The 13,564-nt window shown below is 70.7% G+C and carries 9 protein-coding genes and 2 pseudogenes; 3 read left to right on the top strand and 8 right to left on the bottom strand.

The annotated features are described in order from the left end of the window. Positions 1–38 precede the first annotated feature (38 nt). Positions 39–770: a class I SAM-dependent methyltransferase gene (locus ACN28I_RS02505; RefSeq protein ID WP_420940564.1), complete on the bottom strand. Its 732-nt coding sequence runs from the start codon at positions 768–770 to the stop codon at positions 39–41. Between the two features lie 98 nt (positions 771–868). Between ACN28I_RS02505 and ACN28I_RS02500 the strand changes: the two genes are divergently transcribed. From ACN28I_RS02500 to ACN28I_RS02490, 3 genes are read left to right on the top strand one after another with little or no spacing between them, the layout of a single operon-like run. Next, positions 869–1,882: a hypothetical protein gene (locus tag ACN28I_RS02500; protein WP_420940563.1), complete on the top strand. Its 1,014-nt coding sequence runs from the start codon at positions 869–871 to the stop codon at positions 1,880–1,882. After that, a complete protein-coding gene (locus ACN28I_RS02495) occupies positions 1,879–2,562 on the top strand; it encodes a DUF4129 domain-containing protein (protein WP_420940562.1) in 684 nt (227 codons plus the stop codon). Before ACN28I_RS02500 ends, ACN28I_RS02495 begins: the two co-directional genes overlap by 4 nt. Further along, a complete protein-coding gene (locus tag ACN28I_RS02490) occupies positions 2,559–3,737 on the top strand; it encodes a DUF4350 domain-containing protein (RefSeq protein ID WP_420940561.1) in 1,179 nt (392 codons plus the stop codon). The genes ACN28I_RS02495 and ACN28I_RS02490 overlap by 4 nt, the downstream gene beginning before the upstream one ends. Before the next feature lie 40 nt (positions 3,738–3,777). Here the strand turns inward: ACN28I_RS02490 and ACN28I_RS02485 are convergent, their stop codons facing one another. The 7 genes and pseudogenes from ACN28I_RS02485 to ACN28I_RS02455 form a co-directional block, all read right to left on the bottom strand. After that, positions 3,778–5,049: a TolC family protein gene (locus ACN28I_RS02485; RefSeq protein WP_420940560.1), complete on the bottom strand. Its 1,272-nt coding sequence runs from the start codon at positions 5,047–5,049 to the stop codon at positions 3,778–3,780. Continuing rightward, on the bottom strand, positions 5,046–8,237 hold the full coding sequence (locus ACN28I_RS02480; protein WP_420940559.1) for an efflux RND transporter permease subunit: 3,192 nt from the start codon (positions 8,235–8,237) through the stop codon (positions 5,046–5,048). The genes ACN28I_RS02485 and ACN28I_RS02480 overlap by 4 nt, the downstream gene beginning before the upstream one ends. Before the next feature lie 15 nt (positions 8,238–8,252). Then, on the bottom strand, positions 8,253–8,453 hold the full coding sequence (locus ACN28I_RS02475) for a hypothetical protein (RefSeq protein WP_420948868.1): 201 nt from the start codon (positions 8,451–8,453) through the stop codon (positions 8,253–8,255). 96 nt (positions 8,454–8,549) lie between these two features. Continuing rightward, positions 8,550–8,639, bottom strand: a pseudogene (locus tag ACN28I_RS02470) (hypothetical protein); the annotation flags it as partial. A 58-nt stretch (positions 8,640–8,697) separates the two neighbouring features. Then, positions 8,698–9,351 (bottom strand): annotated as a pseudogene (locus ACN28I_RS02465) (efflux RND transporter periplasmic adaptor subunit); the annotation flags it as partial. 234 nt (positions 9,352–9,585) lie between these two features. Further along, positions 9,586–10,503, bottom strand: coding sequence for a hypothetical protein (locus ACN28I_RS02460; RefSeq protein ID WP_420940558.1), 918 nt, complete (start codon positions 10,501–10,503; stop codon positions 9,586–9,588). Beyond that, on the bottom strand, positions 10,421–13,078 hold the full coding sequence (locus ACN28I_RS02455; protein ID WP_420940557.1) for a hypothetical protein: 2,658 nt from the start codon (positions 13,076–13,078) through the stop codon (positions 10,421–10,423). Before ACN28I_RS02455 ends, ACN28I_RS02460 begins: the two co-directional genes overlap by 83 nt. Positions 13,079–13,564 lie beyond the last annotated feature (486 nt).

The following is a 13,564-nucleotide window of genomic DNA, read 5'->3' as shown; positions in this document are numbered from 1 at the left end:
GCGAGGGGCCCTGTGCGGCCCCGGCGCCAGCAACGGGCCTACTTGCGGCCGCTCAGCACCACGAGGAGCGGATTCTCCTGGTACTCCTTCCAGAAATCCGCGCCGAACCGCTGCAGCGCCTCGGGCGGAATCTCGAAGTGCCGCCACTCGAGCTGCCGGAAGCCGGCTTGCGTCATGGCCCACTCGTAGGTGGCGGCGGGCCACCGGAAGTATTCGATGTCCGCGGGCGGGTCCGTGAGGAAGCGCGCCTGGACCACATGGCGCTCGCCCTCCAGGGTCTCGCGGCGCACCTCGAAGCCGTACTTCGCCCAGTTCGACTTCGCCAGCTCGAAGCCCGGCTCGATGGTGAAGGCGATGAAGCGTCCACCGTCCACCAGGTTGGTATGGGCGCCGCGGCACATGCTCAACAGCTCGTCCCGGGTCCGCGCGTAGTTGAGCAGGTAGACGGCCGTCACCAGGTCGAAGTCCCCCAGATGGCCGAGATGGGCGGCGTCGGAGACCTGGAACTGGAGGCCCTGCCGGTGCTCTTCCTCCCGCTGACGGGCGAGGGCGACCATCTCCGGGGAGACGTCCACGCCGAGGACCGATTCGGCTCCCTGCTGTTTCAACAGCCGCGTGTAGAAGCCAGAACCACACGCCAGATCCAGGGCCCGCTGGCCGTGCAGGTCACCCACCAGCTTCAAGAACGTGTGCCGCTCCGGGATGGGCAGGGGCGCCGAGTTCTTGAACTGCTCGTACTTGTTGCCCACGTTGTCGTATTGCTCCGCCATGTCACACGCTCCCTCACGGCCTTCCCCAGCATGGGGTGGCTCCGCGGGGGCATTCTGCCGTTACCGTGGTCCTCCGTGCTCCAGGTATGCTGCGGCCCGTGAGCCCTCCTCCCTCGGATCTGCGTCCCCTGACGGTCGGTGAGATCATCGATCGCGCGGCCACCTTCTGGCGCAAGCACTTCAAGGCGCTCTTCTTGCTGAGCCTCGGCTTCAACCTGGTCTCCTACATCCTGACCAAGGCCCTGCAACTGGCGGCGCAGCGCAACTCCGCGGCGCTCCTGGCGGCGGCGCGGGGCGAGGACATGGCGGCACTGGGGAGCGAATACGCCCGCTTCCTGCTGATGCTGACGGGCGTCCTGGGAATCACCTTCTGGGTCTACTCGCTGAACACCCTGGCGGTGGCCCGGTACGTGGTGCCCACGCAGCTCGGGGAGCTGGCGCGTCCGGCGGACGGACTGCAACGCGCGCTGAAACAGATGGGCACGTTCACCGGTGCGTACCTCCTGTCCCTGCTGTGGGCGGTGGGCGCCATCCTGCTGATGATGCTGCCCGGCCTGCTGCTGACCGGAGTGGGCGGGGTGATCGTGCTGCGCACGGAAGGCGCCATCTCGGGCGCACGGGTGCTCGGCTGGATCCTGCTGGCTGGCGGGCCCATCCTCATGGGGCTCGGGCTGGTGGGCGGGCTCCTCTGGTACCTGCTGCGCTTCTCCCTGCTGGCGCCGGTGCTGGCCATGGAGGATCTCCCGGTGGTGCGCTCCTTCCGGCGCTCGGGTGCCCTGCTCTCGGGGCGGGTGGCGCCGGGCTTCACCGGGCGCGTCACGGTGCGGGTGATGCTCCTCGTCACCGTGGTGTCGATCATCCTGATCTCCGTCAGCATCCTGTGCGGCCTGCCCGCGATGCTCATCCAGTTCACCCATGGCAACCCCATGAATCCCGAGGCCGCGGCGGCCAACCCGGTCCCGCAGTCGCTCCTCGTGCCCGCGGAGCTGCTGCAGGTGGTGGGACAGGCGGTGTTCAACCCGCTGGGGCTCGTCGTCTACGCCATGCTCTACCTGGACATGCGCGTGCGCCGGGAGGGATTGGATCTCGAGAGGCGCGTGGAGGCCCGATGAAGTCCGGGCTGCTGCTGCTGTGGCTCATGGCCCAGCCCCCCGCCCCGGAGCCCCCGCCCCGGACGACCGATCCGGCCCTGCTCCAGGAGATCCTCTCGCGGCCCGAGTTCGCCCAGGCGCGGGAACGCCAGGGCGACGTGTTCCAGCGGCTGATGCGGGAACTGACAGCCCTGCTGGAGAGGCTGCTGCAGACACAGGAGGCGCAGAGCTTCGCGACGGGCACTCGGACGCTGGTGCTCGCGCTGGGCTTCGCGGTGGTGCTCTTCGCGGTGCTGCGCCTGCGCCACTGGCGGCGAGGAGGCCCGGTGCGGCGTGGAGGCGATGCGGAGCCGGGCCCGGCGGCCCTGGAGCTCGACTCCCCGGGTGAGCACCTGGCGCGGGCCCGTGCCGCACTGGGAGCCCGGCCGCGAGAGGCCATCCGCGAGGGGCTGCTGGCCCTCCTGTCCTCACTGGAGGCGAAGCGGCTGGCGCGGCCGGACCGCGTGAAGACGAACCGCGAGCTGGTGGGCGAGCTGCCCGGACGAGGCGCCTCCGCGCAGCTCACGGGCGAGGTGGAGCGGCTGGTGCGCTGGTACGACCGGGCCTTCTACTCGCTCGAGCCGGTGCCACCGGAGGACGCGGCGCGCTTCGTGGACGAGGTGGAGCGGCTGCACCAGGGGCTGGCCGGAGCGGTGGCATGAAGGGCGCGCGGACGGCGATCATCTACGGCGTACTGGTGGCGCTGGCGTTGGGGCTGGGGCTCGCGGTGAACCAGTCCCCTCCCCCGCCGCGGGTGCCCTCGGTGGACAATTCGGGTCCGCTCGGCCTGCGGGCGCTGTACCTGTACCTGCAGGAGTCGGGCGCACCGGTGTCGGCGTTGCGGGAGGCGTTCGACGGACCGGGGCTTTCCGAGGGCCTCCGGACGGTGGTGGTGGCGGCGCCGTCGGGGCGGCCGGTGACGGAGGGCGAGGCCGGGGCGCTGCGGAGCTGGGTCTCCCGGGGAGGAACCCTCGTCTACCTGGTGTCGAGGGACGCGAAGACGAGGCCGCCGCACCTGGACGACTGGCTGCGGATCTCCGAGGGCCCGATGCTGGGACCGGACTCGGAGGGCCTGCCGCCCGGGGAGAAGGATCTCACGGGGACGACGGTGCGGGTCTGGGAGCCGGTGGGCGCGGTGCGGGGACTGCAACGGCTGCGCGTGTCGCTGGACCGGGGCATCACGGTGGGAGGGCCCGAGGCGGTGGCGCTCGCCGGGACGAAGGACGCGGCGGTGCTGTGGCGGATGCCGGAGGGACGCGGCGAGGTGTACGTGCTCGCGGGAGCGGACGTGGCGGAGAACCGGCGGCTGGAGCTGCTGGACAACCTGCGCTTCTGGGACGCGCTGGCGTCGCGCGGGCCGCTCGCCTTCGACGAGTACCACCACGGCGCGGCACCGAAGCAGGAGCCGCCATCGGCGCGGGGCCTGTGGGTCTTCGTGGCGCAGGGCCTGCTGGTGGGGCTGCTCTACGCGGTGTCGCGGGGGACGCGCTTCGGGCCACCCCGGCCGCTGGTGGTGGAGAAGCACCGCTCGGCGCTCGAGTACGTGCGCTCCCTGGGCTGGCTGACGCGGCGCTCGAAGGTGGAGCGCGAGCTGTTGCCCGAGCTGGCGCGGCAACTGCGGCGGCACATGCACGAGCGGCTGGGCATCTCCCCCACCCTGCCGGAGGACGAGGCGGCGCGGATGTTGGAGCAGACCTGCGGGCTGCCCGCGTCGGAATACCTGGCCGTGCGGGAGGATCTGGTGCGCACCCTGGAGCGGCGTGACATCCGCCCCTCGGACTACGCGCGGCTGGCGCGCCGGTACGCGCGCCTCGAGAACCTCATCACGGGCCGCTGAGCTCCCTCTCCCCGAGGGGGAGAGGGAACGTCCACGTGCCCTACTCCTGGGCCGCGAAGGCTCCGGCGGAGCGGAGCAGCCGCAGGGCCGCGAGCGACGTCTGCAGGCGCTCGGAGATGGCACCCACCTCGGCGCCCGTCAGCGCGGAGTTGGCGTCCGCCACCTCGAGGTAGGTGGCCACGCCCGCCTTGAAGCTGATCTCCGTGAGGCGCTGCGTCTCACGCGCCAGCCCCAGGGCCTCCTCGGCCTTGGTGAGGTTGGCCTGGGCGTTCTCGAACTCCAGCCGGGCGCGGGACACCTCCTCCACCGCACGGGCCTCCGCCTGCTTCTGCTGGGCCGTGGCCTCGGCCACGCGGGCCGACTGCTCACGCAGGTTGATCTCCCGCAGGCCGCCGTCCCAGAGCACCCACTGAGCGCTCAACGTCAGGGCCCACGTGTTGGCCGGAGCGAAGACCGAGGAAACGCTGGAGAGCCGGTAGACGCCGGAGAAGCCCACCGAGGGCGCGTAGGAGAACCACACGGCCTGTTTCTGACCCAGCGCCAGGTCCAGGTTGCGCCGCGCGGCGGCCACGTCCGGCCGCTGCTCCAGCGCCTGCTTCTCCAGGTCCTCCTGCTGCGAGGGTACCTGCGGCACCGGCGGCAGCTCCAGCGTGAAGTCGGCGTCCCGCTGGATGAGCGTGGCGAGCGCCAGCCGCGAGGAGGCGAAGGCGTTGCGAGCGCGCACCAGGTCCTGCTCGGCACGGGCCCGGTCGAGCTGCGAGCGCAGGAGCGCGACCTTCGTCACCGTGCCCGCGTCGAAGCGCTTCTGCGTGTCCGCCTCGCGCGCCTTGTTCACATCCAGGAGGAACTGCGTGGCGCGGATGGCCTCCTGGTAGCTCGCGGCGCCGAAGTAGGCCTGTGCCACGGCGAAGAGGATCTCCCGCCGCATGTTGTCCGTGTTCAGCTCCGCCACGTCCTCGGCGATTCCCGCGTTGCGGATGGCGGGCCAGAGCGACGGGGCGATGATCGCCTGCCGCACCTCGGCCTGGGCGCCGAACTGGTCGCCCGGGGTGACGACGACCGGCGTGGGCTCACCGGTGGGGCCCGGCAAGGGCAGCGTGATTTCCCTCTGACGGGTGTAGGTACCAGCCACCGACACCGTGGGCAGGTAGCCGGCCCACGCCCTGTTGGACAGGAGCCGGGACTGCTCCAGCCGGGCGCGCGCCACCTTCAGGTCCAGGTTGTTCTGGCGAGCCGCCGCGAGCGCCTCGTCCAGGGTGAGCACCGGCGTCGCGGCACTCACGGTCAGCGTCAATGCGAGCAAGGCGATCATGCTGCCTCCGATTCATGTGCCGGGCGCAGCTCGGTGAGCGTGTCGCCACCATAGGCACGGGCCACCTCGGCCTCGCCCGTCTCCTCGGGCGAGCGTTTGGAACGGAACTTCCGGCCGAACCACGCCGAGGCATCATCGAACAACGAGTAGGCCACCGGTGTCACCAACAGTGTGAGCACCAGCGACAGCGTCTGGCCACCCACCACCACGCCGGCGGTGGCCTGGTTGAAGCTCGCGCCCACGCCCTTGGACATCAGCAGCGGAATCATGCCCGCCACGAACGACAGCGTGGTCATGAGGATGGGACGCAACCGGTCTTTGCTGCCGTGGACGATGGCCTCCAACCGCGGCAGGCCCTCGCGTCGCAACTGGTTGGTGTGGTCGATCTGTAGAATCGAGTTCTTCTTCACCACGCCGAAGAGCACCAGCAGACCGAGCATCGAGTACATGTCGAGCGCCTGCTTGAACACCAGCAGGGAGATCAACGCGAACGGCACGGTGAGCGGCAGCGACAGGAGGATGGTGATGGGGTGGATCCACGACTCGAACTGCGCGGCGAGGATCAGGTACATGAAGATGAAGGCCAGACCGAAGGCCAGGGCGAAGTTGCCCACCGTGCGGCCGATCTCGCGGGACTGACCCGCGGGCCTCGCCGCGTAACCGGCCGGCAGCTTCGACTCCGCGATGACCTTGTCGAACTGCTCGACGATCTGCCCCGTGCTCACACCGGGGGCCGTGTTGGCGGTGAGCATGATCTGCCGCTGGCGGTTCATGCGGCTGATCTGCGAGGGGCCTTCCTCACGCTCCAGGCGCACCACGTCCGTCAGGGGCACGGAGCCGAGCCGGGCCGAGGGCACGGTGAGCTGGCCGATGTCCTCGATGCTCGCACGCGCGGACGGCTCGGCGCGCAGCCGCACGTCGTACAGGTTGCCGTTCTCCACGTAGGTGGACACGTCGAGACCGCCCACCACCATCTGCAGGGTGCTGGCCACGTCGGGCACCTGCACGCCGAGATCCGCGGCACGCGAGCGGTCGATGTACGCGCTCACCTCGGGCTTGCCGATGATGAGGTTGCTGTCCGCGTCCACCACGCCGGGCACCTGCTTGAGCTTCTGGAGCAGCACGCTGGCCTGCTTGCCCAGCTCGTCGAACTCGGGACCCGTCACCACGTACTGGACGGCCGCCTGCGAGCCCGCGCCACCGAAGAGGGGCGCGTTGGACACGCTCACCCGGTACTCCTTGGGCATCTTGGAGGTGATCTCCCGGCGCACCTTGTCCATGATGTCGTCCTGGGTGGCCGTGCGCTGATCCGGGTTGACGATCTTCACGAAGATGCCAGCCACGTTGGGCGTCTTGTCCGCGCCCTCGCCGATGGTGACGAGCGTGGAGGTCACCTCCGGAATCGTCTCGCGCATCTCGCGCGCGACCCGCTCGGTCACCAGGAGGGTGGAGTCCAGACTGGTGCCCTCCGGCATGCGGACGCTCACCTGGAACTGGGCCTCGTCGCTCTTGGGGAGGAAGCCCTTGGGAACGACGCCCATCAGGGGGCCGCACGAGCCCAGCGTCACCACCGAGGCCACGACGGCCACCCAGCGGTGCGCCATCACCCAGCGCAGGGAGCGCTCATAGGCGCGCTCCAGGGGCAGGTAGATGACGTCGGTGGCGCGCTCGAGGAAGGGCTTGCGGTGATGGCCGCCGTCCGCGGAGGGAGCCGGGCTCAGCCAGCGGGCGCACAGCATGGGCGTGAGGGTGAAGGACACCAGCAGCGACACGGCGATGGAGGCGCCCATCGTCAAGCCGAAGCTGCTCAGGAAGCGTCCGGGCATGCCCCCCATGAAGGCCACCGGCAGGAACACCGCGAGCAGCGACAACGTGGTGGCGAGCACCGCGAGGCCGATCTCCTTGGTGGCCAGGATGGCCGCCGGGAAGGGCTTGAGCTTCTTCTCGTGGATGAAGCGGTGGATGTTCTCCAGCACCACGATGGCGTCGTCGATGACGATGCCCACCGCCAGCGCGAGCGCCAGCAAGCTGATGCTGTTGAGGTTGAGGTCCAGGTAGTTCATCACCGCGAAGGTGCCGATGATGGACGTGGGAATGGCGAGCGCGGCGATGATGGTGCTGCGCCAGCTTCCGAGGAACAGCAGCACCACCAGCGCGGCGAACAGGCCGCCCAGCAGCAGGTGCTCCTTCACCGCGTGCACGGCGGTGAGGGTGGTCTCCGAGTTGTCGCGCACCACCTCCAGCGAGTAGCCCGGCGGCAGCGACGTGCCCAGCTCCTCCACGCGCCGGCGCACCTCCGCCACGAGCGACACGGTGTTCTCACCGGACTGCTTGCGGATGGACAGCAGCACCGAGGACTTGCCGTCGCGCACGGCCGCCGTCTCCGGCTCCTGCTCACCATCCTCCACCCGGGCCACGTCCTTCACGCGCAGGATGTGGCCATTGCTCTCGCGCAGCACGAGATTGCCCAGCTCCTCCACGCTGGTGACACGCCCCCGCAGACGCAGGGTGTAGCGCTGCGGGCCCGTCTCGATGCTGCCACCGGGCAGCGACATGTTCTGCGAGGCCAGCGCGGCCTGGAGCTGTCCCGCGCTCACGCCCGCCGCCCGCATCCTCACCGGATCCAACCACACGTTCACCTGGCGCTTGCGGCCACCGATGAGCGTCACCTGCCCCACGCCCGGCACCGTCTCCAGCCTCCGGCGCAGCACGCGATCCGCGTACTCGGTGATCTCCCGCACGGGCTTGTCCGCCTGCACGGACAGGATGATGACGGGCACCGAGTCCGGATCGAACTTCTGCACCAGCGGCGTCTCCGCGTCCCGCGGCAGCTCGTAGGTGATCTGGTTGATGCGGTCGCGCACCTCCTGCACGGCCACGTCCACGTCCTTCTCCAGGACGAACGTGATGACCACCGTGCTCACGCCCTCGGAGGTCGTGGAGGTCATCTCGTCGATACCGGAGATGGTGTTGACCGCCTCTTCCACCTTCTCGGTGATGTCGGTCTCCATCTCCTCGGGAGCGGCGCCCCGCATGACCGTGTTGACCACCACGACCGGGAAGTCCACCTTCGGGAAGCGATCGACGTTGAGCTTGACGTAGCCGGCGCCGCCGACCACGCAGATCAACAGGATCAGCACCGACGCGAAGACGGGCTTACGGACACAAATACTCGCGAGCCATTGCATGTGCGGTGCCCTCGACTACTGCAGCTTCTGGCCGTCGCGCAGATCCTCGCGCGCCACCGCCACCACGCGCTCGCCCACGCGAACGCCAGCCATCACCCCCAGCGAGTCCGCCACGGACTCGCTCACCTGGACGACGCGCTCCTCCAGCCGTCCGTCACTCACCACGAAGAGCTTGCGGCGCGGGCCGTCCTCCAGCACCGCCGTGCGCGGCACCACCGGGAGCTGCTGCTCGCCGAGCTGCACCTTCGCCGTGGCGAACTGGCCCGGCAAGAGCGAGCGATCCTTGTTGGGCACCAGCGCCTCCACCACCAGGTCGCGCGTGCCGCGGCGCAGGCCCGCGCCCACGAAGGACACCTTCGTCTTGTGCACCACGTTGGGCGCCGCCGTGAGGGTGAACTCCACCGCCTGATCCTTCTGGAGGAAGGCGGCCGAGGACTCCGGCACGGTGAGCTTCCAGGCGCAGCGGATCCAGCGCCACCAGCGTCACCACCTTGGAGTCCTGGCGGACGTACTCACCCACCGACACCACGCGCTCGGCCACCACGCCGTCGAAGGGGGCGCGGATGGTGGCGTCGGTCGCGCTGATCTCCAGCAGGCTCAGGCGCGCGGTGGTGGCCGCGGCCTGGGCCGCCGCGTTGCGGCACTGGGCCTGGGCACGGTCATGGTCGGCGGTGGAGACGGTGCCGCTCTCGAAGAGCTTCTGGTTGCGCTCGCACTCGGCGTCGGCCAGGGCCTGCTGGGACTTGACCAGGGCGAGCTGGGCACGGGCCTCGTCGAGGCTCGCCGCGGCGGAGCGCGCGTCGAGCTTCACCAGCACGTCACCCTTCCTCACCACCGAGCCGCGCTCGACGTGCACGGACATGACCTTGCCCATGGCGCCGGCCGCCACGTCCGAGTCCTCGTAGGCCGACAGCGAGCCGGTGAGCGTGAGGAAGCGCGGAACCTTCGCCTCCCCCACCTCCACCGTGTCCGCCTTCACGGCGGACTCCAGCGCCGAAGCCGAGCCCTGCTGGGCCCCCGGCTTGCTCTGCGCGGCGTCCACCCGCGAGCCACAGCCCACACCGAGCGTCAACACCAGCCCGCCCGCAACCAGCACCTTGAACGTCGGAGCCATGCCCGTCCTGCCATTCCGAAGAAGCTTCTGCATACCTGTGCTCCCGTGCGCCCCTGGCCCCCCTCCGGGAGGGTCAGTTCCTCGGCCCGAGATAAGTTAGTGACTGCAAACTAACTAATCCCGGGGGGGAGGGAAATGTCAAGCAGAGGATGCGGCAGGCAGGCAGGCGTCGCGGGGGGGTTGTATGTGGGCGCGAACCCCGCTCTCCGTCACGAACAGGTCAAGCCGGGGCCCTCACCAGCTCGAGCTGCCAAAGCCCGAGTCATTGCTGGAGCCACCGCTCGACGAGCTGTCACTGCTGCTCCAGGAGGAGCTGGAGAAGCCCGAGTCGCCGGAGCTGGAGTCGCTGGAGCTGCTGAAGAAGGAGAAGGAGCTGGAGCTGCTGGAGCTGCTCGAGTTGCGTGAGCCCCAGTCGTACTCCCGTTCCCACTCGCGCTGGCGCTCGCGCTGGCGTTCCCGCTCCCGCTCCTCCTCGACGAACTGGGCCACCTGCCGCTCGGCGAGCGAGAGGGCCGCGAGGGCGAGCTGCGCGGCGTTCTCGGCGGCCTGCTGGGCCGCCGAGTAGTTCCCCCCGTGCAGGGCCGTGCGGGCCTCGGTGAGCCGCCGGGAGCCGGGATTGCCGGAGATGGTGACGCCATACGACTCGTGCCAGTTCTTGGCGCGCTTGATCGGATCCGCCGCCTGCTGGATGGCCTGCACCGCCCGCTCGGCCGCCGCCAGCTCGTCGCGCAGCGTGGCGGCCTCGCGAGCCGCGTGGACCTCGATGCGCTCGCCCTCGGCGGCGAGCGCGAGCCAGTCGCCGTGGGGCACGCCGAACGTGCCATTCGCCTTCTCAAGCGCCTCCCCCAGCGCCGCGATCGCCTTCATGGCGCGCGTGGTCTCCCGACTGTCGGCGATGCCATCGGTCTCGGCGCGCCGCACCAGCCCGAGGGCCCCCGCGAGTGCATCCTGGGCGGCGCTCAGGCTCTCCTCGGCGCGTGCGTGCAGGGAGTGATCATTCGCCGCGCTCCGCTGGACCTCGGTGAGCGCCTGGCTCGCCGCCGACAGCCGCTCGGCCACCTCGAGCGGATCACCAGGCAGGACGCCCACCCTGGCGCGGGCCGCCTCCACCAGCCCCCGCGCCGTCACGAGCGCGCCCTGGGTGGGCGGCATGACACGCGCATCGGCCACGTCGACGGCACACGCGGCGGCGAGCGCATCGGCCGCCGAGAGCACCCGCGGGTTGCTGGCCTCGGCATCCTGGAGCTGCCGCACCTTCTCCGTGCAGCTCGTCGAGCCGGTGCGCGGCGAGCACCTGCTGCTCCCGTACCTGGGCGAGCCGGTCGGCCGCGGAGAGCAGCCGTCCCTGGGAGAACAGGTTGACCGCCGACTGGAGCAGCTCCGCGGCCCGCTGCGAGTGCGCGGCGGCCTCGCGCAAGTTGTCCTGGACGGTGCCGTTCGCATTGGGGCGCACCGGCTCACCCGCGCGCAGGGTCAGCGCCGACGGCAGGTAGCGGCGCATCGCCTCCGCCATGGGAGCCTGGCGCTCGGCCGCGAGCCCCGCGAGCCGCTTCGCCTCGGCACGGAACTCCTGGCACCACGTCTCGAAGCGGGCATGCACCTCGCGGCTCCGGGACACCAGCTGCGCCGCCTCGGACACCCGCGCCAGGGCCGCCTCGAGCCCGGTGCGCGCCGTCTCCAGCTCTCCGAGGTTCAACGCCTCGCGGCCCTTCACGAGCGACTGCTCGCCCGAGGCGAGGCGCTCGGAAGGATCCCTCCCCTGCTCCCGCAACATCGACCCGGGCGCCAGCCCCAGGGCCTGGCCCAGCCCGGCCCGGGCCGTCTCGAGCTCCTCCTTCACCCGCGTCAGCCCTGTGCGGGCGCGTCCGGACATCTCCACGAGACTTCCCGCCTCGGCCGCACGCCGCTCCAGCAGCACGAGCGCCTCGCCGAGGGCCTTCACATCCTCAGCGGCCCGGCGCGTCACCAACGCTCGCGCGGCCTCGTCCGCCATGCGGGTGAGCGTGTCGCTCGTTTCGTCGAGCCACCGGCGGGAAAGCCCGGCGGACACGAGCGCCTCCCCCGCACGCTCCACCAGGGGCAGCACCTCCGAGCGGCCACGCGCGAGCACGGACAGGAGCGCCGACGTGTCCTCGACCTGCCGGCGCGCTCCGGCGAGCGGCCCGTGGAACGCGCCGATCGGATTCTCCACGAGGAGCGAACGCGCCTCGGCCAGGAGCGCCTCAAGCGCCGGCACCACCTGCTCGAGGAGCGCGGGGCAACGAAGTGCCACGGCCGCCGTCTCGGCCGTGCGAACCTCGGCGATGAGGCGCTCCAGCACCGCGATGCCCTCCCCCGCCTGGCCTGGCGCCGCCTCCAGCGCATCCAGCACCGGGAGGACGTTCCCGGCGCGCGTGTTGAAGGCCTCGATGAGCGCCTCGAACGAGAGCGAGAACGGCTGGTAGCTGGCGAGCTCGCCGATGAGCCGCTGCTCGGCGGTGGGGCGGCCCCGCAGCGCGAGCTCGATGCCCTCATCGGGGTGGAACGCGATCGGCTCGTCGCGCAGCAGGCGCGTGACGCGCACGAAGCGCGAGGCCATCCACTGGGCCGCGAGCCAGTCCAGGGCGCCCTTGCCGGTGAGCAGCTCCTCGGCCTGGGCCAGCACGCGCGAGGCCCCGACGGACAGCAGGAACAGCTCATCCACCTCGGAGGCGAGCGCCAGGGCCCGCTCGCGCGTGGTGCCCGAGTAGCGCTTCTGGATTTCCTCGCGCGAGTGGCCGGCGGCCAGGTGGGTCCGGTCGAGCAGCGCGAAGAGCGCCTGCATCTTCTCGTCGAGGGCCTTGCGCCACTGTGCATGGAGGTCGGCGGCCTCGCGCATGTGCCCGTTGCGCCTGTTCCGGAGGAGCAGGAGGACGATGACCGCGGCCACGGCGGCGATGCCCGCGAACACCCTGTACATGGCCGCCCTGGACCTGGCCGCCTCGAGCCGCTCGTGGGTCTCCAGGTATGCCCTCTCGATCCAGCGCAGCGGCTCGGTGTACGAGCGGTCCTGACGCTCGAAGGCCTCGCGCGCCTTCCGCAGCGCCGCATGCAGGTCCGCGATGTCCTGCTGGACGGCTTCAGCGTGTGGGTCTTTCTCGAGCGCGTCGATCAGACCGGCCAGCTCCCCCAGCCGCGGCTCGTGACGGGCCGTCGCGGTCAGACTCGTCCCCAGCTTCGCGCGGCTGCCCTCCGCCGCGTCGAGCAGTGCCCGGTGGTTGGGCGTCAGGCTCATGACGGCGGAACGCGCCTGCTCGAGGGCCGCATGAGCCTCCGCCAGCTCCGGCGCGACGAACGCCTTCAAGCGATGCGTCTCCAGCGCGGCGAGTGCCTCCTCCGTCTTCTTGATGCGTGAGACCCCCTGCTCGTAGGCCTCGAATCCGGAGCGCATGCCATCGAGGGTGGCGCGCAGCTCCTCGAACGCCGACTTCGCCTGGTCGAACCTCGGGTCCGGCTCCTGGCCGGACTTCGGGTCCCGCGGCGTCCGGCGCTTGGAGCCCCGGGCGGGTTCGAGGAGCGCGAGAATGCGGGTGGCCTTCACGCGCAGGCCCACGAAGTCGGGGTTCACCTGGGGGGCGCCGGGTGGAGGTGAGCCCCCGAAGAGCTGCTGACGCCGCACGGCGAGTGACTCGAAGCTCGGCTGGAAGCCGCTGCAGCCGGTCACGCATGGAGGCGCGGGTGCTCTCGCGCTCGGCGAGGGCGCGCTCACGCTCCGCGCTCTCCTGTTCGAGGCTGGCCGCCAGCCGCCCATCAATGGAGGTGACGGTGTCGCGCACCGCATCGAGGATGCGTCCCCCACTGCGCATGGCGGCGATGGCCGGAGCATCGAGCTGGCCCTTCCAATTCGCATCGCCCAGGCCCCGCCGGTCCTGAGCCTCGGAGCCGAAGTACGACAGGTTCCGGTCGCGCACGGACAACAGGAAGATGGCGCCGTCCGGCTCACCCGTCTCCGGATGCTTCAGGGAGCCGAAGTTCGTGCGATTCGACAGTCCCTTGCCGAGCGCTTGCTGCACCGCCGCGATGTTCTCGTAGGATCTGCCCGCGGCATCGACGAAGCGCTCGCCCTGCGCGCTCTCCATGAGCACCACGGTCCAGTGGGGCCGCTGCGTCAACCACGTCTCGAGCTCGCGAAGCTGCCCGTCCGAAACGCCAATGTTGCCCTTCACGTAGAGGTGCTGCGACGGCGACCAGAGCA

Origin of the sequence: Archangium gephyra, from assembly GCF_049060025.1 — a bacterium.
GTDB lineage: Bacteria > Myxococcota > Myxococcia > Myxococcales > Myxococcaceae > Archangium > Archangium gephyra_A.
This window is presented reverse-complemented; position numbering and strand designations above follow the sequence as displayed.

Bases quoted from the DNA above. Each gene is read 5' to 3' on its own strand.
- ACN28I_RS02505 (WP_420940564.1), bottom strand. From the start codon at position 770: ATGGCGGAGCAATACGACAACGTGGGCAACAAGTACGAGCAGTTCAAG.
- ACN28I_RS02495 (WP_420940562.1), top strand. From the start codon at position 1,879: ATGAAGTCCGGGCTGCTGCTGCTGTGGCTCATGGCCCAGCCCCCCGCC.
- ACN28I_RS02490 (WP_420940561.1), top strand. From the start codon at position 2,559: ATGAAGGGCGCGCGGACGGCGATCATCTACGGCGTACTGGTGGCGCTG.
- ACN28I_RS02485 (WP_420940560.1), bottom strand. From the start codon at position 5,049: ATGATCGCCTTGCTCGCATTGACGCTGACCGTGAGTGCCGCGACGCCG.
- ACN28I_RS02480 (WP_420940559.1), bottom strand. From the start codon at position 8,237: ATGCAATGGCTCGCGAGTATTTGTGTCCGTAAGCCCGTCTTCGCGTCG.
- ACN28I_RS02460 (WP_420940558.1), bottom strand. From the start codon at position 10,503: ATGCCGCCCACCCAGGGCGCGCTCGTGACGGCGCGGGGGCTGGTGGAG.